We start from the raw sequence: 20,181 nt of genomic DNA, 5'->3' as shown, positions 1-20,181 counted from the left end.
CGCCCTAAGATACTTCACCCTAAGATACTTCACCCTAAATACAGTTTCATTTTACCATCTGGCATGAGTCCTGTAAACTTGCGGTTGCCGCAAGGGAGAGATGCGAAAAAGCTGCAGCTGCCTATATGGCGATGGTGGTTCTTGATGAATATAGCGTTACTGGAAGCCTATATCGCCAACCCGGGCAAGTACAATGAGGGCCAGCTTGCCTATGCGCGGCTGCAATTTCCCACCGACGCCGAAACCGTCCGGGCGGTCCCGCCCGCCCAATGGCCAGCGCCCAAGGCGGACCGGGAGGAGCGATTGCCCTCCGGACACGGTGCCCGGAGCGGCCCGGGTATAAAAAGGTCCGCATGGCGTGAAGCCATGCGGACCTGCTGGGGTGACTGGAGATTACAATAGATTTTTTCGCTATCCGCGCATCCCCCGCTGTCAGCCCAGGCAGCGGAACAGGAAGGTCACGATCTGCGCGCGGGTGCAGGAGGCGTTGGGGCTGAAGGTGGTGCCGTCGCCGGAACCGGTGGTGATGCCGTTCTCCACGGCCCACTGGACCGCGTCGGCGTAGTAGGCGTCCGCCGCCACGTCGGTGAAGGAATTCACGCCATCGGGAGCGACAGACTTCTGGCTGCGCCACAGGAAGGTCATGGCCTGGGCCCGGGTGCAGGGGGCGTTGGGACTGAACATACCGTTGCCGGTGCCGCCGGTGATGCCGTTTTCAACGGCCCAGGCCACCGCCTTGGCGTAATAGCTGTCCGCGGGCACATCCGCGAAGCTGCTCAGAGTCTCCGGCTCCGGGCATCCGGCGGCACGCCACAGGAAGGTGACGATCTGCGCCCGGGTGCAGGGAGCGTTGGGTGCGAAGTGGGTATCATCCACACCGCCGGTGATGCCGTTCTCAGCGGCCCACAGGACTGCGTCGTAGTAGTAAGCGTCGGCAGGGACATCCACGAAGAAGTTCAGCATGGAGTTATCCTCCATGAAGGTGGCCTTGACCGTGACCTTGGAGGCGGGCATGGTGAAGGTGTACTTGCCGTTCTTCCCGGTGAGCTTGACCTTGTTGCCGCTGGTGTCGGTGACAGTCAGGGTCTCCAGGGCATAGCCCTTGTCGGGCGTGACCGTCAGGGTGACAGTGGCGCCCTTGGAAGCGCTCTTGGGGGAAACGGTGACCGTTCCGTTCACGGTCTTATCCACGGTGACGGAATAGCTGGGCGAGCCGCCGCCGGAGGAGCTGCCGCCGGAACCGCTGCCGCCGGTGTAAGTCCAATGGGCATAAACGGTAGTGTCAGCAGAGAACGCATAATCGGGCGTGATCTCGGTGCCGCCGCTGGCTTCGGTGTACCAGCCGTCAAAGGTGTAGCCGCTGAGGGTGGGGGTGGGCGGAGTGCTCAGCGTGCCGTCGGCGTTAGTTTTTGCACTTTCCGGTGTTACCGTGCCGCCGTTGGCGTCGAAAGTAACGGTGTATCTTGGGGTAGCATCCAACGTAAAGATGATATCTTCTCTATAAATATTGTTGTTTCCACAGTCGTATGTGTATGTGACCTTGTTGACGCCTTCGTACACCGTCAGGACCGTTTTATCCTCGTTAAGCTCGCCGCCTGTCCATCCGCTTGTCCTGCCTACGACAAAGCCCTCGGGCAGGTTGGAGAGAGAAAAGGATCTGTTTTCATCCAGCTCAATCTCATAGACATTGTCATAACAATGCAGCCCATAGTACGTCAGTGCTGTATTGTAGGTGGCATCGAGTGCTGTCAGTTGGTTGTTGTAGCAGTACAGCCACTCCAGTTTTGTATTCTTGCTGATATCCAGTGTCGTCAGCTGGTTGCCGCTGCAATTCAGTGTCACCAGTGCTGTATTATAGCTGACATCCAGCTCTGTCAGTTGGTTGTACTCGCAGCCCAGATGCTGCAGCGCGTTCTTGTCTTTGACATCCAGCTCCGTCAGTTGGTTGTGCCCGCAGTAAAGATACTGCAGTGCGTTATTGTTGCTGATATCCAGCTCCGTCAGTTGGTTATTGTCGCAGTTCAATGCTATAAGCGCTTCATTGTTGCTGACATCCAGAGTGGTCAGCGGACTATCGGGGCAGAGCAACTCCTTCAGTTTAACAAGCTTGCTGACATCCAGCTTAGTCACCTCGAAGGGGTAACAGTTCAACACCTCCAACTCCGTAAAATACGCAATGCCGGTCAGATCGCAAATATCAGAAGCATCTCTCACATCGTAGAAATCTATCTCTTTGATCAAAGCAATTTCTCCGGCGCTGAACTTGCCGTTCCGGTTCAGGTCAAAGCTCGCCTCTCTGCCGGCGAGGTACGCCCGGAACCCCGGGTCCGGGAAATTCTTCGCATCGATGTTGATTTCAGTGCCCGCACCCTTCACGAGCAGGGCAAAATCAGCGGTGTAACCCAGGCCTAACTGGTAGGTATAAGTGACCAGCACAGCTTCGCTGTCTATCGTCAGGGTCGTTTTCTCATCGTTAAGCTTGCCGCCCTGCCAGTTGCTTGCCTTGTTTACGTCAAAGCCTTTGGGCAGAGCCGAGAGCGCAAAGGTCCCGTTATCCAGCTCAATCTCATAGCCGTTACCGGAACAATCCAGATCCTTTTGCAGCAGTTTGGTATTGCTGACATCCAGCTCCGTCAGTTGGTTGCCGGAACAATCTAGCTTTTGCAGTGCTTTATTTTTGCTGACATCCAGCTCCGTCAGTTGGTTGCCGGAACAATCCAGCTCTTGCAGTGCTGCATTTTCGCTGACATCCAGAGTGGTCAGCTGGTTGTTCTCGCAGTACAGATAATTCAGCTCTTCATTGTTGCCGACATCCAGCGTCGTCAGTTGGTTGTTGCTGCAGCCCAGCGAGGTCAGTGCCGTATTGCTGACGACCAAAGAGGTCAGCCGGTTGTTGTAGCAGGACAGCTCCTTCAGTTTAGTATTTTTGCTGACATCCAGCGTCGTCAGTTGGTTGTCCTGGCAGCGCAGATACTCCAGATTCGTGAAATACTCAATGCCCTTGAGATCCGCAATGTTGCTGTTAATGCAAGTTATTGTTTTTACATTGTTAATTTCATATTCGCTGAGCCAATCGTCTAAGGTGCTTTGAGCATATCGGCGAACAAATGCGCGGAAATTGTCATCTGGGAAATTTTCCTCATTGATTTCGATTTTGACACTGTCATCCGCCAGCGCGGCGGCAGGCAGCAGACTCAGGCACATCACCAGGGACAGCAGTATGCTGAGTCCCCGCCGCAGGGTTCGATGTTGTTTCATGTGGTTTCCTCCATTTCTTCTTGAATTCAGTGTTCCCGCTCCGCCATGGCGAGCAGTTCGTCGTGGCTGATCTCCACATTGCCGAAGCGGACAAAGATGCCGCCCGTCACGGCGCTGTTCCAGACCGCCGGGTCATTCAGCGGGAGAAACCGAATCTTATCCAGATACGGCTTCATGTCCAGCAGCAGACGGGCCCCGGACACAAAATCCACCTGCAAAATGTGGTTCGGCAGCGGCGCGCCGGCTGTAAGATACCTTCGGCTCAAATGTGTACCCCCTTTCCCGGCTTTTCCAAAGACAAAAAATCCACTGTACAACCAGTGTACAGTGGATTTTAAGAAAAAAACATTAACCAAACGTTAGGTATTTTGCGAAAGGAGTGCCAACAGTCGCGCTCTTTTGCTGCGGGCGGGGCCTCCGCCGGCTGTCCCGATTCTGCCGGAGACGGAAACTCGCCGAAAGAGCGGGGCGGCAAGAACCGCCCCGCTCCAATGGGTTTATTCGTTTTCAGTCTGTCCCGCGGCTTCGCGCCGTCAGGCCGTATTTCTGTCAGCCCAGGCAGCGGTACAGGAAGGTCACGATCTGGGCGCGGGTGCAGGAGGCGTTGGGGCTGAAGGTGGTGGCGGTAGTGCCGCCGGTGATGCCGTTCTCCACGGCCCACTGGACCGCGTCGGCGCAGTAGATGTCAGCCGCCACGTCGGTGAAGGGATTGGCCGTACCGGCGGCGGGAGACTTCTGGCTGCGCCACAGGAAGGTCATGGCCTGGGCCCGGGTGCAGGGGGCGTTGGGGCTGAAGGTAGTGCCGTCGCCGGTGCCGGTGGTGATGCCGTTTTCAACGGCCCAGGCCACCGCCTTGGCGTAGTAGCTGTCCGCGGACACATCCGCGAAGCTGCTCAGGCTCTTGGGCTCCGGGGAACCGGCCGTGCGCCACAGGAAAGTGACGATCTGGGCCCGGGTGCAGGGGGCGTTGGGGGCGAAGTGGGTATCATCCACGCCGCCGGTGATGTCGTTCTCCGCGGCCCACAGCACCGCGTCGTAGTAGTAAGCGCCGGCGGGGACGTCCACGAAGAAGTTCAGCATGGAGTTATCCTCCATGAAGGTGGCCTTGACCGTCACCTTGCCCGCGGGCTGGGTGAAGCTGAAGGTACCGTCGCCGTTGTTGATGACTTCCACAGGGTCGCCGTTCTTGTCTGTGACAAGGATCTGCTCCACCGTATAGCCATCCTCGGGCTTGGGCGTGATGGTGACGGTGTCGCCCTTCTTGGGGGCCTTGGGGCTGACGGTCACGGTGCCGTTTTCGGGCTGGGTCACCGTGGGGGCGTAAGTGGGCGCGGAGCTGCTGCCGCCGGAGGAACTGCTGCCGCCGCCGGAAGACTTGGTATAGCCGCACACGGTGCAGGTGCTGCCGCTGAATGTGTGGTCTGCCCGGTTAAACTCCTCTTCGCAAACGGTGCAGACCTGCCAGTGCTGGGTGCTGCTGCTCTTCCATTCGTCGGCAGTATGAGGCACTGTGATCTTCACCGCAGAATACGCAAGGGTATCGGTAAAGGTCTCGCCCACTGCCACATCCGTGATATGACTCAGGTTGTCCAGGTCGAGGCCGGCTTCCACGGTGCAGCTGTGGACGTTGCCGGCGTTCTTGTATGTGAGGGTACCTTGCACAGCCTTACCGCCGCCGGTGTTGGAGATGGTCACATCGCCGGAGCAGGTGATATCCGCAGCGCCGGCAATGGCCGGGGAAGCGGTATTCGCGGTAACGGTGACATCCTTTGCGTTCTTGACAGTCAGCGCACCGCTCACAGCCATACCGGCTTTGTTGGTGATATCCACCTTGCCGGTGCAGGTGATATCCACAGTGCCGCCAATGGCCGGGTAATCGGTGTTCTCGGTATTCTCGGTATTCGCGGTAACGATAACATCCTTTGCACTCTTGACAGTCAGCCCATCGCTCACAGCCATACCGGTGCTGTTGGTAATATCCACCTTGCCGGAGCAGGTGATATCCGCAGCGCCGGCAATGGCCGGGGAAGCGGTATTCGCGGTAACGGTGACATCCTTTGCGCTCTTGACGGTCAGTCCACTGTTCACAGCTATACCGGTGCTGTTGGTGATCTTCACGTCACCGGAGCAGGTGATATCCGCTTTGCCGGCAATGGCCGGAGCGGTACTGGTGTTTGCAGTGATCGTGACATCCTTTGCACTGTTCACAGTCAGCGGGGCACTAACAGCCATGCCTTTGCTGTTGGTGATGGTTACATTGCCGGTGCAGGTGATGTCCGTTATTCCGGCGATCGCCTGACCACCGTACCCTTCAACGGTGACATTTTGTGCATTGGTTACAGTCAGCGGGGCACTAACAGCCATGCCTTTGCTGTTGGTGATGGTCACCTTGCCGGTGCAGGAGATATCCGCTTCGCCATAGATGGCCGGAGCGCCGGAGTTGGAAGTAACCACAACATCCTTCGCGTCGGTGACCGTCAGTTCGCCGACAGCGGGCGCACCCAAATTATCACTGATGTTGACAATCGTCTCACCATCGCCGGCGACGGTGAGATCTCCGGCCACAAAGTTTTTCAAAGAGAGGGTCTTGGTAGCCGGGTCATACTGAACCTTGTCGTTGCCAAGCACATTATCTTTATTGAGACTGGTGACTTTCACGCCGTTGACAGTGACACCGTAATTGATGCCCCATATCGCGTACAGGGTGGTGTCCTCGGTCACAGTGATGGTAGTGTCTGAAATTACTTCGCCACTTTTACTGGTTGCCCAGCCAACGAACTGCAGACCCTGAGGTGCATCGAAGCCACATTCAGGCAAAGTGTAGTTACCGGAAACAGCGGTCTCAACATCCATGCTACCGCTACCGCCGTTGGCGTCGAAGCTGACGGTGTATAGTTTGTCCACTGTTACATTTTCGACTTCCTTCTGCCCCTCGGTCAATGTGATATTATTTCCGTCAATGGACTTGAACCCATAGTCCTTTGCCAGCAGCGCACTAAGAGTTTCACTGGCTGTAAGCTTGGCGAAGCTGCCGCCGGAGAGGGTCAGCTTGTCGTTCAGCGACTGCACAGGCTGTTGGAACTCGCCGCCGCTGATATTGATGCTCACGTTCTTGGACGGATTCTCCGAATGACAGAGATCCACCTCATAGAGCGAATTTCCGGCTTTGTCCTGCATAAAGATATTTTTTGCGATGAATGTACCGCCCTTGATATTCACGGTGATGGGCAGGTCGCTCTCAAGCGGGGAGACGGCCAGGGCAATGCAGCCCAAATTAATATTATCTCCTCCACCGTTTTCCGTGGGGGCATTGTAATTTCCATACGCTTCGAGTACTGCCGGATCATCGATGGTCAGCTTGCCGGCACGGATCTCAATGGCAACGGTTCTAGCTTTCAGCGAGCCGCTGACGGTGCATTCCGAATCTCCGGACATGTATAGTACCCTGGCAGGATTGTTCGAGATGGAGATATCTTTGCCTACGGTGCAGGCCGAGCCGTCCTTCACATGTATCGTATTATTAACTCTCTTGTTATAAGTTGAGCTCGTTTCTATCGTACCTTTGCCCGTGATGTTCAGCTTGCTTTGGTCAATGGTGATGAAACTATCGGCGTTCACTTTCATGGCGATGAGGTTATGTCCATTCATGTCCAGGGTGATATCCACACCTTGCTCAAGCGTGATGCTGTTAGCCAGCATCACATCTTTCAGCAACTTGACCGTGCCGGTCTTTTCGGAGCTGTCAATCACTGCCTGGATGGCCTTCTGCAGATCTATATACCCGGTCGTTTCGCTGCCGATGGTCACGGAAGCGACATTTGCCGCGCTGCGCTCGAGCAGCTTGAGGGAACCGTAGTTATAATTCCCCATCACAATCACATAATTGCTGTCATCGGGAATGAATTTGCCGGCGTCAGAATCATTAATGGTGTACCCATTGCCTCTTGCGAAGTCCTCTTCGGAATCTGAATTCCTGTTGATACCGATATACGCACCATCCTTCAAACTTGATCTGATATTGAGTCCGCTATCTTGGCCACTATAATTAGATACCAGATAGTTATTGGGTTTGCTCGGTTGGCCCGTCACGGTTGCGGTATTTCCCTTGATCACAGGTGTTCCGCCCATAGAGGCCGGCCCGCTGACAAACACGCCGCCGCCCTGAGGGTTATCGGCTGAGACATCGTTGCCGGTGATCTTGCCGCCGTACATATAGAATTTGTAGGCCGAATACACGCCGCCGCCCTGCGCCGAGCCGGAATCGGCGGTACAGACAGCTTTGTTGTCACAGATGACGCCACCGTACATCCGGAATGAGCCTTGGTACCCAACCATCACACCGGCGCCCTGCTGGTTTGATTCGCCCGTGATGATATTGCCGCTGATGGAGCCACCGTACATATGGAAGGTTCCTGCATACTCGTTACTCTCTATTTCTACGCCGCGGCCGGCGTACTTGGTTCCGTCCCCTTTCACTCCATGGGTCACAACGCCAGGATTAGCCGCATCTGCGCAGTCCGTCAGGTAAAAGTCCGTCCAGCTCGAAATCGTGATGACAGAGCCTTCAAAGTTGGCCGTGATGGTTTTGCCGTTCAGACAGAGGTAAGTATTATTCTTAGGCTTCCAGGTTTCTGTCAGCGTCACATCCTTCGTCAGGTAGTAGTGCCCAACAGTATTGGGCAAAGAGTCACTTTCTACCCACGCCGTCCATTCGACGTCTTCCCCATCATGGCCGCAGTCCGTCACTTTGCTGCCGCAGATGCAGTGCGTGTGATCATCAGCCGCTGCTACCGTCAATGTCACCGCAGGCAGCAGACTCAGGCACAGTACCAGGGAAAGCAGGATGCTGAGTCCCCGCCGCAGGGTTCGATGTTGTTTCATGTGGTTTCCTCCATTTCTTCTTGTAGTCAGTGTTCCCGCTCCGCCATGGCGAGCAGTTCGTCGTGGCTGATCTCCACATTGCCGAAGCGGACAAAGATGCCGTTGGTCACGGCGCTGTTCCAGACCGCCGGGTCATTCAGCGGGAGAAACCGGATCTTGTCCAGATACGGCTTCATGTCCAGCAGCAGACGGGCCCCGGACACAAAATCCACCTGCAAAATGTGGTCCGGCAGCGGCGCGACGGCGGTAAGATACCTTCGGCCCAAATGTGCACCCCCTTTCCCGGCTTTTCCAAAGACAAAAAATCCACTGTACAACCAGTGTACAGTGGATTTTTTTAAAAGAACATTAACCAAAGGTTAGGTCTTTTGCGAAAGAAGCGCCAGCAGCCGCTTTCTCTTGCTGCGGGCGTCGCCCTCGATCTGCAGCTTGGAGTAGATCTGGTTGATGTACTGCTTGACGCTGCCCTCGGAGAGAAACAGCTTTCCCGCGATCTCCCGGTTCGTCAAAAACTCCGCCATCAGAAGTACAATCTCATATTCCCGCTCCGTCAGGGCGGCGAAAGCCTTGGGCCGGCCGGTGCTGCTTTTGCGCTGCTCTGCCGCTTCGCCCAGTTCCACGATCTTTCCCACAAGGCCGCCCTGTATTTCCTGGGCCAGCAGGGGCCTCAGATAGCGGTAATTTTCCACGAAGGGCATGACGAAGCCGTCCGGCTCTGCGTCGGCCAGGGCACGGGCCAGCAGATCGCGGGCCTCCCGGTGTTTGCCCAGCAGCTCGTATGCCGCGGCCGCCTGGATGCGGACGTGCAGCGCCACCAACGCGTAGTGCATGGCGTCGCACACGGCCAGCTGGCCCTCGCTGCGGCCGATGACCTTGGCGTAAGCGCCCTGTGTCAGATACACCTGATTTTCGATCAGATCTATCATGGGCTTGCCCGGCGCCAGGAAGTGGATGGCGGAGAGCTGATGCTCCGCAAAAGCAGAAGGAATTTTATCCGTTTCGCCCAGCAGAGCGTGATAATAGGCGCTGGTGGCGCTCCAGATGTTCAGCCCTTGGGCGTTGTGGTTGCGCAGCAGCGCCTCACGGCGTTCCTCGAAGGAATCGCGCTGTTCCATATCCATATGCAGGGAGAGCCGTCGTGCCAGAAAATCACAGCACAGGGCCATGTTCTCCTGCCCGTTGCCCTCGATCTGGGCATAGGCGCTTTCTAGCTGGATGTGCGCGTCCGTGAAACGGCCCTGCATGAACGATGCCTCTGCCCGCATGATGGTTTCCGCACCCTGTCCGTGGCCATCGGTGATCTTATAGTAGTGGGGCATGCACTCGTCCATCTCCGCAAGCTCGCTCTGCAGCTCGCCGGGCGCGCGATAGAACATCATCAGGACGGACGGCGAGTCAAAGGTCCAGCCGCCGCTTTTCTGGATGCTGATGGCAAGGCGGGACATCTGGCTGCTGGCGCTGCGGTGCAGACGGCTCATGGCGCTGATGTCGTTGTAGCAGAGGAAGCTCATGATCAGGTCGCACTCGCCCAGCAGGTTGCCGCGTTCCTCTGCCGACAGCTCCGGATGCTCCTCAATGGAAGTCAACAGGAGAGATTTCAGCTCCAGCATCTTCGGGATCTGCCGCCATGTGAACATACGGCGCATCAGCACAAGGAGCGCCAGAGGATGCGCTTTCAGGGTGGAAACGGGACACGCCGCAAGATCGTCAAGCACCGTCTGCGGGTTCAGCGAGGAAAGCAGAATGCCCGCGTCCTTTTGTATGATACGCAGCAGGGCGTCGTAATTCCCGCTTTTCCGATAGGCGGTCAAGGCTTGTATGTACTGCTGATGCGCCTCATACCATGCGCCGAAACGTTCACGGCAGTGCGCCTGCTTCTCTTTCGGCAGCGCCAGGAAGGTGCGCTCGGCACACTCCTTCATCATGTGGTGAAAGCGATAGGTCACGCCGTCCGGCAGGCAGGTCACGAAGGCGTTCTGGGCGGTCAGCACCGCCAGCAGCTTTTCCGCGTCGGCGTCCCCGGTGACAAAACGGGCCATCTCCACAGTGAATTCGTCGGCAAGACCCATGACCGCCAGAAACTCCCGCTGCTTTTTCGGCAGTGGGTCAATCATGGCGGCGGTGAAGGTGGCGTAAATGTCGGAGCTGCGGTCTGGCAGCGCACCACACTCGGAAAGCGTCCGGAGATTCAGATAGACAGCAGAAAACCAGCCCTCACTGGAATAGAGCAGGGAATCCACCTGCGCGTCGGAGAGGCCGGCTCCGCAGCGGCGGGCATACACGGAAAGCTCCGTGTGGTTCAGCCGCAGCTGCTCCGTACCGATCTGATAGACCCTGTTCCCCAGCCTGACGACCTCCGCAGCCGGAAGAAAGCGGTCACGGCTGGCAACGATCAGATGCACATTTTCGGGCAGACGCCCCGCCAGCGTGCAGAGGAAACGGGCAATGCTTTCGTTGGTCAGAAGGTGAAAATCGTCTATGAACAGATAGCAGGGTGTTTCTCCCGCCAGCTCGCGGCACAGATCGTCCGCCAGTAGTCCGCCGCCCGCGGCATCCGTGGGACAGGCATAGTCCCGCAGGAAATCAAAGCCCTCACGGACAAAGGCGTCCTGTACACTTTTCCAGAAGATGGCGAGGTTGTCGGAATATACGCTGATCCGAATGATTTTGACTGGTTCCGTCTTGGCGTATTCTGCCAGATACCAGTTCACCGCCGTGGTCTTACCGTAGCCCATGGGCGCGATCACCGCAGTCAGAGCGCTGCGGGCGATGGGCCGCAGACTTTCCTGCAAGCGCTCGGATATGTAGATGGTGTTCAGATTCCATTTCTGTTTTGACATGGTCTTCACCCCCGGATCATTTGATTGGTATCTGTTTTACACGGGGCGGACGGCTTTTCCGCATCCTCCGGAATTGCCCAGGACCTCCCGAAACGGGATGCGCCGGGAATACGTCCTTCAGCACAGTATTGGTTGACCCGCCGCTCTGATACGCCCCATCGGCAGGATGCTTCCCGTATAGAGATATCCCCCTTCATCCCGTCCATGATGTTCCTCCGTTCCGATATCATTTCATTATTTTTAGTATATACAAATATCCGAAGAGATACAAGGCATACAAAAAGGCGTTCATGGAAAAGTTGTAGAAAATGCACATATATTTTGAAAAAAGTCCGTATCCAAAGCTAACGCGGCGCCTTTCTGAACGAAACAATTGGACAGCGATGCTCCATTGGCTGCGGCTGTGAGTCAATATTGGCCCACACGAATCACAACCAGGCCCTTATTCTGACCCTTATTTTGACCCTTACCACGGTAAACCCGGCCGACACGCTTCAACAGCACTTAACACAATGAAATCTCAAACCCGTTGTGCCGCAGCACTTTGCGGCACTCGGCGGCATCAGGTGACACGGTTCAAAACCGCGCACAGGCGATTCGAATCCTTCACCCGCTGCCAAATAAGAAAAACCGTGTAACCTCAATGGTTACACGGTTTTTCTTTTGTTTTCAATACTTCGAGCCGATTTTTACACGTTCAATAACTGAACGTGAAGTGAAAATTCAGACTGTTAAAATTGAAGTCTTATCGAGAAAACGGCAACTAAAATGGCAAACTGCCTCAGGACTGCTTTTACGCGTCAGGGTCAAAGCTGGCGGCGCCGTCGTAAAACTCCAGGAAGGAGTGGGCTTGCCCCCGGTACTTGAAGCCCGGGAAGGTATCCAGCTGGACGCCGTGGATGGCCCGAAAGATGCTCTTTTCAATATTTGGGTTGGTCTTTTTCAGCTCCCGCAGCAGGAACTTCATCTCCTGGCGCTTGCTCTCCCCTACCCCGTCGCCGGAGGCGTCCCGGGCCTCGGTGAAGCGGCAGGCACACTGCAGGAATTTCAGATTGTTGTAGTTCCGCCAGGCGATGATGGCGTCCTCGTGGACGCAGTACAGGGGGCGGATCAGCTCCATGCCGGGGAAATTCTTGCTGTGGAGCTTGGGCGGCATGGTCTGGACCTGGGCGCCGTAAAACAGGCCCAGGAGCGTGGTCTCGATGACGTCCGAGAAATGGTGCCCCAGAGCGATCTTGTTGCAGCCCAGTTCCTTCGCCTTGGCATACAGGCAGCCCCGGCGCATCCGGGCACAGAGGTAGCAGGGGTTTTTGTCCACCTGGACCGTGACATCGAAAATATCGCTTTCAAAGATGGTGACGGGGATGCCCAGCCGCTTCGCATTGGACTCGATCAGCGCCCGGTTGGCGGGATTGTAACCCGGGTCCATCACCAGGAAGGTCAGGTCAAAGGGCTGCTCCGTGTGCTTCTGCAGTTCCTGCATGAGCTTGGCCAGCACCATGGAGTCCTTTCCGCCGGAGATGCACACGGCGATATGGTCCCCCGGAGACACCAGCTCATACCGCTTGACGGCGGCGATGAAGGGGTTCCAAAGGGATTTTCGGTAGGTTTTGATGAGACTGCGCTCGGCAATCTCCTGGGAAGACAATTCACGGGACATGGGGACCTCCGGAATGTGAGAAATCTGGGGAGAGACGTTCCTTCCGTCGGGCGGCTGGCAGTCGCCCGACGGAAAGGGGCTAGGGGAAACCTACGGTTTCCCCAGTTCTTTCGCCGAAGGCGAAAGAAGAAATTTCAATCATTTTTGTCAGGATACACAGTGCGTCTCCTTGCGGCATAGCCGCTGTGGCCTACGCTAAAAACATGCCACCGGCATGTTTTCTTAACGCTGCGGCGTGGCGAAAATACCGCGACCTGCGTGCCCTTGGGGCACGCTCACCAGTGACGCAGCGTCACTGGTGGTGGGGTGGTTGGAAGGGGAGCCCGCTCCCCTCCCAGGCTCACAGCCATATGGCTCCCAGCCGCAGCAGAGACGCCACCATGCGCCGCAGCCAGGGGCGCTTCTGCCATTCCTCCATGGTGTAGAGGGTGCTCTGGACCATGATATCGTCCATATCCTCCAGCAGTTCCTCCACCGCCGGCATGTGGTACATCAGCACGCCGCACTCATAATGAAGCTGGAAGGTCCGGTAATCCATGTTCGTGCTGCCCACCAATGCCACCTCCCGGTCCACCAGCACGCTCTTGGCGTGGAGGAAGCCGGGGGTGTACTTGTAGATCTTCACCCCATGCTCCAACAGCTGGCCCCAGTAGGTCTCTGCCACCATATAGGCGTACTTTTTATCCGGCACTGCCGGCACCAGCAGACGCACATCCACACCGGCGTCAGCAGCAATGCACAACGCCTGCTGCATGGACTCCTCCACCGCGTAATACGGGGAGGTGAGATAGAGCATGTGCTTGGCGGAGGCGATCAACTGGAGATACGTCTCCTCAATGGGATTGTCCGGGTTATTCAGGGGACCGTCGGCAAAGGGCTGGCAGAATCCGGGACTCTCCGGCTCCTCCTGGCGGGAGCGGTAGTAGTCGTCCTCGTTGGCAAAGGTCCTCCCCAGCATCTTCCACATCTGCATGAACTGGACGGCAAAGCCCCAGGCGCCCTCGCCCTCGAGCCGGACGCCACTGTCCTTCCAGTGGCCGAAGCGGACGATGAGATTGGCGTATTCGTCGCCAATGTTGATGCCGCCGGTATAAGCCACCCGACCGTCGATGACAGTGATCTTCCGGTGGTCCCGGTAGTTGAAGTAGATGCGGTTCACATACCGGTGAACCGGGTTGAATACTCCCACCTCGATTCCCGCGTTCTGAATGTCCTGCAGGGTGTCGTCTGTCAGGCGGGTCAGGTTGCCGAAGTCATCAAAAATCAGATAGACCTCCACCCCGGCTGCAGCCCGTTCCTTCAGCACGCGGAAGATACGGTCCCAGATCTGTCCCTCTGCCAGGATGTAATACTCCATGAAGATGGAGTGCTCCGCTTTTGCCAGGTGGGCGATCAGATCATCGAAAAAGGCTCCGCCGTCCCCAAAATACCGGGCCGTGGTGTTTCGGTACACCGGAAACCCCTTCTTCTGCAGATAGGATGCCAGCCGCCCCCAGGAGACGGACTGGCGGCGGAGGCGGGACAGGTTGGTCTCGCTGGCCATTTTCTGGCTCTCCCGCTGGGGGATGGGCGGGACCTTCCGCAGGCTCAGCTGCTTGGCCTGGTGGGTTCCGCCCCACAGGCAGAACAAAATCATGCCGGCCACCGGCAGCACCATCAACAAACACATCCAGGCCAGCTTATAGCTGGGACTGCCCGACCGCTGGTAGACCCGGATGGCCGTCAGGGCACCTGCCAGTTCCAGAAGGCCGTATACATAGCTGGCCTTTTCCTGGAGGAAATGGGTCAGCAGCAGCGTGGTGGCGATCTGCGCCAGAACCGTCAGCGCACACATGGAAATGCTGGTCACAGCGGAGATCTTCCGCTCGATCCGTTCCGAAGTTATATTATTCCGCACAGGCCCCACCCTTTCTTTCTCTGATTAAAAGTATATTATATACAAAAGCCTTTCATTCTGCAAGCCTGTTCCTGTAAACGTTCCCCACAGGCAGGACACAGCCCCGCCTTTCGGCGGGGCTGTGCGGCAATCATCTGCTTTTGCGCAGGAGTTCCTGCTTAATGTCCCAGAGCTTCTGGCTCAGGTCCACGTAGTAGTTGTGGGGATTTTCGAAGCGCTTCACCTCATCCCAGAGGGTGTCCACCTGCTGGGCGCAATAGGCCTGAATTTCTTTCAGGGTAGGCTGCTGGTACACCAGCTCACCGCCCTTGAACACCTGCACCTGCAAGGGCTTGGCCTCAAAGTTCGTATAGGTCTTCCGCTTCCAGGTGGCGCGGGGATCAAACAGCTCCAGGGGCTGGCTCTCGTCCACCGTCTCATCCCAGACAGTGATATAGTCTGCCTCGGCCTTGCCGGTAGCCTTGTCGAAGATGCGGTAGACCTTCTTGAAGTGGGGGTTGGTGATCTTGTCCACATTCTCGCTGACCTTGATCCGGGGAATGATATTGCCCTGGTCATCCTCCACAGCGGACAGCTTGTACACACCGCCGAACACCGGCTGGCTGCTGGCGGTGATCATCCGCTCGCCCACACCGAACATGTCGATCTTCGCCCCCTGCTGCAGCAGGTCCCGGATGATATACTCGTCCAGAGAGTTGGAGGCGGAGATCTGGCACTCCGTCCAGCCGGCCTCGTCCAGCATCTTCCGGGCCTCCCGGCTGAGATAGGCGATGTCGCCGGAGTCCAGGCGGATGCCGCACTTGGTGATGCCCAGGGGCTTCAGCACATCGTTGAAAGCCCGGATGGCATCCGGCACGCCGGATTTCAGCACGTTATACGTATCCACCAACAGCGTGGCGTTGGTGGGATAAATTTTGCAGTAGGTTTTAAATGCCTCGTACTGGCTGTCGAACATCTGGACCCAGGAGTGGGCCATGGTGCCGCCGGCCGGGACGCCGAAGAGCTGGTCGGAAATGGTGCAGGCCGTGCCCTTGCAGCCGCCGATATAGGCCGCCCGGGCGCCGGAGATGGCGCCGTCAGTACCCTGGGCCCGGCGGGAGCCGAACTCCAGCACCGTCCGCCCCTGGGCCGCCCGGACGATGCGGTTGGCCTTGGTGGCAATCAGGCTCTGGTGGTTGACGGTCAGCAGGGTGAAGGTCTCGATGAGCTGGGCCTCAATGGCCTTGGCCCGGACGGTCACCACCGGCTCCCGGGGGAAGATGGGCGTACCCTCGGGGATAGCCCAGACATCTCCGGTGAACTTGAAATTCCGCAGGTAGTCCAAGAACTCCTCGGAGAACAGCTTCTTGCTCCGGAGATAGGCGATGTCCTCTTCATCAAAATGGAGGTTCTGGATATACTCGATCAGCTGGTCCAGGCCTGCGCAGACGGCAAAGCCGCCCTTGTCCGGTACATCCCGGAAAAAGACATCAAAATAGGTCACGCGGTCCTGATAGCCCGCCTGGAAATAGCCATTGCCCATGGTCAGCTCATAAAAGTCGCAGAGCATGGTCATATTCAGTTTCTTTTCTGTATCCATGATCGTACCTCAACACAAAATCATCGGTGTCTTGTCACCTGGCTTGATTATAGACGCATCTCACCGGAAAAGCAATCGTTTTTCAAAAAACATGTCAATAGTTTGTCAATTTTAATTGACAAGAAAGTCCCCCTCCCCTATTATGGAACACAGTAACGGCTCTGCCGTTGAAAAGGAAGGGTTTCACCATGGATGTGATCTTAGGAATCGATATCGGCGGCTCCACCACTAAGGTGGTGGGTTTGCGGACTGACGGCAGCGTGATCTCCATGCTGCGGGTCCGGGCAGAGGATCAGGTCACCAGTCTGTACGGCGCCCTGGGCAACTATCTCACCAGCAACGGCCTGACGCTGGGGGATGTGCGCCGGGTGGTGCTGACCGGCGTTGGCTCCAGCTATGTGGACGGAGATATCTACGGTCTGCCCACCTGCCGGGTGGACGAGTTCTCCGCCAGCGGCGCCGGGGCCCTGGCCCTGTCCGGCCAGGAATCCGCCGTGGTAGTGACCATGGGCACCGGCACCGCCTTCATGTGGGCGGAGAAGAATGGCTCCGTGCGGCACCTGTGCGGCAGCGGTATCGGCGGCGGCACCCTGGGGGGCCTGTGCCGCAAGCTGGTGGGCATGGAGCGGTTCGGCCAGATCAAAAAGCTGGCAGCCAGCGGCGACCTTGGGCAGGTGGATCTCACCATCGCCGACATCACCCGCAATCCCGCGCCCACGCTGGACCCTACCCTCACCGCCGCCAACTTCGGCAATCTGGCAGAGGATGCCTCCCCTGCCGACCTGGCCGCCGGAGTTGTAAACCTGGTGCTCCAGGCCATCGGCACCATGACAGTGCTGGCCTGCCAGTGCTGCGATACCAAAACCGTGGTGCTGACCGGCTCCATGACCACCCTGGACCAGGTGAAGCCCAACTTTGAGAACTTTGAGAATCTGTACGGCATCCACTACATGATCCCGGAAAATGCCACCTTTGCCACCGCCATCGGCGCGGGCCTGTGCAGTCTGGGGAAAAAGGCGGTAAAGGACTGCCGCTGAAACAATATCGCTGAATGAAAAGCCGCCGCGGAAGAGTAATTCCGCGGCGGCTTTTTTGCTCTGATGCTCTGAGGAAATCACTCCTCGTCGGAACCCTCCTCGGATTCCTCCTCCAGACTGCTCATATCGAATTCCAGCTTCTCACCGCAGTTGGGGCAGATGACCTCGCCCTCGTCCAGAATGGACTCGTCGAAGTAGATGGTCTCCTCGCAGGTGGGGCAGGTAGTGGCGTAGCAGTCCTCGTCCTCATCCAGCTCGTCTTCCTCGTACTCGTCCTCGTCGTCTTCGTCCCAGTCCTCAAAAACCAGGTCTTCCACGTCCTCCAGGTCATCGCTGACAGCATCCAGGCCGTCAGACAGCTCGGCCTGCTCGTCCTCGATGTCCTCGATCTCCAGAGCGATGTCCTCCAGCAGGTCGATAATGGCAGCGAGCAGCTTGCCCTCCTTCTTGCCGGTATCCAACTCCATGCCCTCAGCCAGGCCCTTCAGATAAGCAACTTTCTCGATGATTTCCATGGTAGTAACTCCTTTCGTCATTCAAATGAAATACAGAGATCAACGTACGTTGTTAGAAAGGGGGGATATAAAATCCCCCCTTTTTATGTCGTTATTGTTCCTTCACGCGGCCCAGATACTCACCGGTACGGGTGTCGATCTGGATCTTCTCGCCCTCGTTGATGAACAGGGGCACCTTGATGACGGCGCCGGTCTCCAGGGTGGCGCTCTTGGTGACGTTGGTGGCGGTATCACCCTTCACGCCGGGCTCGGTCTCGGTGACGGTCAGCTCAACAAAGTTGGGGGCCTCCACGGCGAAGACGCTGCCCTTATAGCTCACCAGAGTGCACACGGTGTTCTCCTTGATAAACTGGAAGGCATCGCCCAGAACATCAGCGTTCAGCGGGGTCATGTCGAAGGTCTCGGGATCCATGAAGTAGTACAGGTCGCCGTCGTTGTAGCTGTACTCGGCGCTTCTGCGCTCCACAGTACCATTCTCAAACTTGGCGCTGGGGTTGAAGGACTCCTCACGGATGGCACCGGTCATCACGTTCTTGTACTTGGTACGCACAAAAGCGGCGCCCTTACCGGGCTTGACGTGCTGGAAGTCCACGACCAGCATGGGCTTGCCGTCCATCTCAAAAATAACACCCTTACGGAAATCGCCTGCAGAAATAGGCATAGTTAAATCCTCCTCACAAATCTTACGAGAAAACGACCTGCGGGAGGACATTTTCTCAAGTTTTCTATATCTAGCGAAATACCGATGATATTTTACCGTATGTTGCCCGTTATTGCAAGTATTTTTCAGGGACTTCTTGGTTTTTTTACGCTTCTTTCCCCATTCGGCGGCGGCAAACGGCCTTGAAGGGCGCCTGTAGGGCGTGGAGCACCTTCTGCCAGAGTGTAACCGCGCCTCCCACCGGTTCCACCATCAAGGCCAGGACACCGGCCCGGTTGGCGGCCAGCATATCCGTCAGCAGCTTGTCCCCCAGCATGGCGGTGTGTGCCCGGTCCCGGCCCGCCTTTGCCATGGCGGCCTCCAGGCCACGGGTGGAGGGCTTGCCGGCGTGGCCCTGATAGCCCACGCCAAGGTCCGCGCAGAACTCCGTCACCCGCTTGCCGGAGCGGTTGTTGGAAACAATCATAAAGTCGATCCCCGCTTCCTTCAATTCCGCGATCCAGTCCCGGAGGGGCTGGTCCGGGCGGCGGGTGCTTTTTGCGGCCAGCGTGAAGTCCAAATCGCTCAGAAGTAGGGTAACTCCCTTCTCCTGCAAATAGGCCGGGGTCAGGTCCCCGTAGCAGTCCATCACCCGGTCCGGGATCAGTGAAAATGGCATAGGCGGCTCCTTGTCTGCATAGATTCTATAGGAATAGTATACCATCCAACGCCGGTTTGCACAAGGGGGAGTCACTTTGCGCCTGTTTCTGGCTGTCACACCGGACGAGGCCCAGGCCGCGTCCAGATTCAAACGGACACTGGCCCATGTGGCATACCGCATCGGGCCGGGGTCCACCCTGCTGCGGCAGAATCTGCTGCTGCAGACCCGGGGCGGACTGCTATCCGTCAGTGACCGGGAGGCGCCTCCCATCGGAGACCCGGAGGCCCTCTGCGGTGCGGTGCTGCGGGAATGCGGCCGACGGAACTATTCCGGCGTGGTGCTGGATTTTGAGGAGCGGCCAAAGTCAGACCGGCTGGCCTTTGCCCGGCGGCTGGGACAGGTGCTGGCTGCCAGCCAGCGGACACTCTATCTGCCGGAGAGCTATGAAGAGGCCGCCCAGAACGCCGTGGTGCTGATCTGCACCGCCATGTCTGGGGGGAATTTCACGGAGCGGCTCCGGGAGGCCGCCGCCCAGCGGGGCGGCGCGGGGCGGCTGGGGCTGGACGTGCAGCGGCTGCGGATGGACTTCCGCCTGCCCGCCCGCTCCGGCCAGGGGGAACCCCTGAGCCAGGAGGCCCTGGACCGGCTCATGGAGCGGGAGTCCCCTGCCGTCTTTTTCTCTCAGGACCTTTGCGCCCGATACTTCACCTACTGCCGGAACGGCGAGGCCCACTTCGTTCTCTTTGACGACGCAGGGACCCTGACCCAGAAGGTGAAAGTCGGATCTTCACTGGGGTTTTCAGCGGCCTTTTTCATGTGGCCGGAGGTCCGGGACATCGCGGGGGACTTGTTCCGATAAAAGAAAGATGCTGTACCTATTGGGTACAGCATCTTTTTTCAGCATTAATAGAAACGCTTCTTGTTCTTGCGAGCGGCCTCAGACTTCTTGCGACGCTTGACGCTGGGGCTCTCATAATGCTCTCTCTTACGGACCTCGGCGATGACGCCCGCCTTGGCGCAGGAACGCTTGAAACGCTTCAGTGCGCTGTCGATGGACTCGCCGTCCTTCACATGAATTTCAGACATCTATATTTCCCTCCCTCCGAGGTATCCGGCTCAATCCAGGATACTTTAAGGGCCATAATTGAATTCTATGGCGTTAACAACGATATTATACGTAAGTTCTCTACCGTTGTCAAGGGAATTTTTCCGA

The 20,181-nt window shown here is 57.3% G+C and carries 15 protein-coding genes; 3 read left to right on the top strand and 12 right to left on the bottom strand.

The window, feature by feature from the left end:
* Window positions 1-144: 144 nt before the first annotated feature.
* Entirely contained in the window at window positions 145-402 is a 258-nt protein-coding gene (locus JQM66_RS06085; protein ID WP_235228993.1) for an antirestriction protein ArdA, read from the top strand.
* A 30-nt stretch (window positions 403-432) separates the two neighbouring features.
* On the opposite strand, the gene JQM66_RS12660 is transcribed toward JQM66_RS06085, so the two are convergent.
* The 8 genes from JQM66_RS12660 to JQM66_RS06035 form a co-directional block, all read right to left on the bottom strand.
* Window positions 433-3,258 carry an S-layer homology domain-containing protein gene (locus JQM66_RS12660; RefSeq protein ID WP_328284119.1) on the bottom strand — a complete coding sequence of 942 codons (2,826 nt, stop codon included), beginning with the start codon at window positions 3,256-3,258 and terminating at the stop codon, window positions 433-435.
* A 26-nt stretch (window positions 3,259-3,284) separates the two neighbouring features.
* Window positions 3,285-3,524 (bottom strand): hypothetical protein, encoded by a 240-nt coding sequence (locus JQM66_RS06070; protein ID WP_235228992.1) that lies wholly within the window; start codon window positions 3,522-3,524, stop codon window positions 3,285-3,287.
* Between the two features lie 283 nt (window positions 3,525-3,807).
* Window positions 3,808-8,139, bottom strand: coding sequence for an S-layer homology domain-containing protein (locus JQM66_RS06065; RefSeq protein WP_235228991.1), 4,332 nt, complete (start codon window positions 8,137-8,139; stop codon window positions 3,808-3,810).
* Window positions 8,140-8,165: 26 nt separating this feature from the next.
* Complete coding sequence (locus JQM66_RS06060; protein WP_235228990.1) at window positions 8,166-8,405, bottom strand: hypothetical protein; 240 nt, start codon at window positions 8,403-8,405, stop codon at window positions 8,166-8,168.
* A 93-nt stretch (window positions 8,406-8,498) separates the two neighbouring features.
* Window positions 8,499-10,979: a LuxR C-terminal-related transcriptional regulator gene (locus JQM66_RS06055; protein ID WP_235228989.1), complete on the bottom strand. Its 2,481-nt coding sequence runs from the start codon at window positions 10,977-10,979 to the stop codon at window positions 8,499-8,501.
* A 793-nt stretch (window positions 10,980-11,772) separates the two neighbouring features.
* On the bottom strand, window positions 11,773-12,639 hold the full coding sequence (locus JQM66_RS06045; RefSeq protein ID WP_235228988.1) for a tRNA lysidine(34) synthetase: 867 nt from the start codon (window positions 12,637-12,639) through the stop codon (window positions 11,773-11,775).
* A 340-nt stretch (window positions 12,640-12,979) separates the two neighbouring features.
* Window positions 12,980-14,536: a cardiolipin synthase gene (gene cls / locus JQM66_RS06040; RefSeq protein ID WP_235228987.1), complete on the bottom strand. Its 1,557-nt coding sequence runs from the start codon at window positions 14,534-14,536 to the stop codon at window positions 12,980-12,982.
* Window positions 14,537-14,666: 130 nt separating this feature from the next.
* Window positions 14,667-16,115, bottom strand: coding sequence for a nicotinate phosphoribosyltransferase (locus JQM66_RS06035; protein WP_235228986.1), 1,449 nt, complete (start codon window positions 16,113-16,115; stop codon window positions 14,667-14,669).
* 188 nt (window positions 16,116-16,303) lie between these two features.
* On the opposite strand from JQM66_RS06035, the gene JQM66_RS06030 reads away from it, so the two are divergent.
* Window positions 16,304-17,152, top strand: coding sequence for a BadF/BadG/BcrA/BcrD ATPase family protein (locus tag JQM66_RS06030; RefSeq protein ID WP_235228985.1), 849 nt, complete (start codon window positions 16,304-16,306; stop codon window positions 17,150-17,152).
* Window positions 17,153-17,229: 77 nt separating this feature from the next.
* Here the strand turns inward: JQM66_RS06030 and JQM66_RS06025 are convergent, their stop codons facing one another.
* The 3 genes from JQM66_RS06025 to JQM66_RS06015 form a co-directional block, all read right to left on the bottom strand.
* Window positions 17,230-17,667 (bottom strand): CD1247 N-terminal domain-containing protein, encoded by a 438-nt coding sequence (locus tag JQM66_RS06025; protein ID WP_235228984.1) that lies wholly within the window; start codon window positions 17,665-17,667, stop codon window positions 17,230-17,232.
* Window positions 17,668-17,758: 91 nt separating this feature from the next.
* Complete coding sequence (efp, locus tag JQM66_RS06020; RefSeq protein ID WP_235228983.1) at window positions 17,759-18,328, bottom strand: elongation factor P; 570 nt, start codon at window positions 18,326-18,328, stop codon at window positions 17,759-17,761.
* Window positions 18,329-18,473: 145 nt separating this feature from the next.
* On the bottom strand, window positions 18,474-18,986 hold the full coding sequence (locus tag JQM66_RS06015; RefSeq protein ID WP_235228982.1) for a YqeG family HAD IIIA-type phosphatase: 513 nt from the start codon (window positions 18,984-18,986) through the stop codon (window positions 18,474-18,476).
* A 76-nt stretch (window positions 18,987-19,062) separates the two neighbouring features.
* Between JQM66_RS06015 and JQM66_RS06010 the strand changes: the two genes are divergently transcribed.
* Window positions 19,063-19,827, top strand: a complete 765-nt coding sequence (locus JQM66_RS06010) for a hypothetical protein (RefSeq protein WP_235228981.1) — start codon at window positions 19,063-19,065, stop codon at window positions 19,825-19,827.
* Window positions 19,828-19,871: 44 nt separating this feature from the next.
* Here the strand turns inward: JQM66_RS06010 and rpsU are convergent, their stop codons facing one another.
* Window positions 19,872-20,054, bottom strand: a complete 183-nt coding sequence (gene rpsU, locus JQM66_RS06005; RefSeq protein ID WP_091132569.1) for a 30S ribosomal protein S21 — start codon at window positions 20,052-20,054, stop codon at window positions 19,872-19,874.
* Window positions 20,055-20,181: the final 127 nt, after the last annotated feature.

This window comes from Oscillibacter valericigenes (assembly GCF_021531915.1).
Classification (GTDB): domain Bacteria; phylum Bacillota; class Clostridia; order Oscillospirales; family Oscillospiraceae; genus Oscillibacter; species Oscillibacter valericigenes_A.
The sequence above is the reverse complement of the archived record's forward strand: the minus strand, read 5'-3'. Positions and strand labels throughout refer to the sequence as shown.

Bases quoted from the DNA above. Each gene is read 5' to 3' on its own strand.
- JQM66_RS06085 (WP_235228993.1), top strand. From the start codon at position 145: ATGAATATAGCGTTACTGGAAGCCTATATCGCCAACCCGGGCAAGTAC.
- JQM66_RS12660 (WP_328284119.1), bottom strand. From the start codon at position 3,258: ATGAAACAACATCGAACCCTGCGGCGGGGACTCAGCATACTGCTGTCC.
- JQM66_RS06065 (WP_235228991.1), bottom strand. From the start codon at position 8,139: ATGAAACAACATCGAACCCTGCGGCGGGGACTCAGCATCCTGCTTTCC.
- JQM66_RS06055 (WP_235228989.1), bottom strand. From the start codon at position 10,979: ATGTCAAAACAGAAATGGAATCTGAACACCATCTACATATCCGAGCGC.
- JQM66_RS06045 (WP_235228988.1), bottom strand. From the start codon at position 12,639: ATGTCCCGTGAATTGTCTTCCCAGGAGATTGCCGAGCGCAGTCTCATC.
- JQM66_RS06035 (WP_235228986.1), bottom strand. From the start codon at position 16,115: ATGGATACAGAAAAGAAACTGAATATGACCATGCTCTGCGACTTTTAT.
- JQM66_RS06030 (WP_235228985.1), top strand. From the start codon at position 16,304: ATGGATGTGATCTTAGGAATCGATATCGGCGGCTCCACCACTAAGGTG.
- JQM66_RS06025 (WP_235228984.1), bottom strand. From the start codon at position 17,667: ATGGAAATCATCGAGAAAGTTGCTTATCTGAAGGGCCTGGCTGAGGGC.
- efp (WP_235228983.1), bottom strand. From the start codon at position 18,328: ATGCCTATTTCTGCAGGCGATTTCCGTAAGGGTGTTATTTTTGAGATG.
- JQM66_RS06015 (WP_235228982.1), bottom strand. From the start codon at position 18,986: ATGCCATTTTCACTGATCCCGGACCGGGTGATGGACTGCTACGGGGAC.
- rpsU (WP_091132569.1), bottom strand. From the start codon at position 20,054: ATGTCTGAAATTCATGTGAAGGACGGCGAGTCCATCGACAGCGCACTG.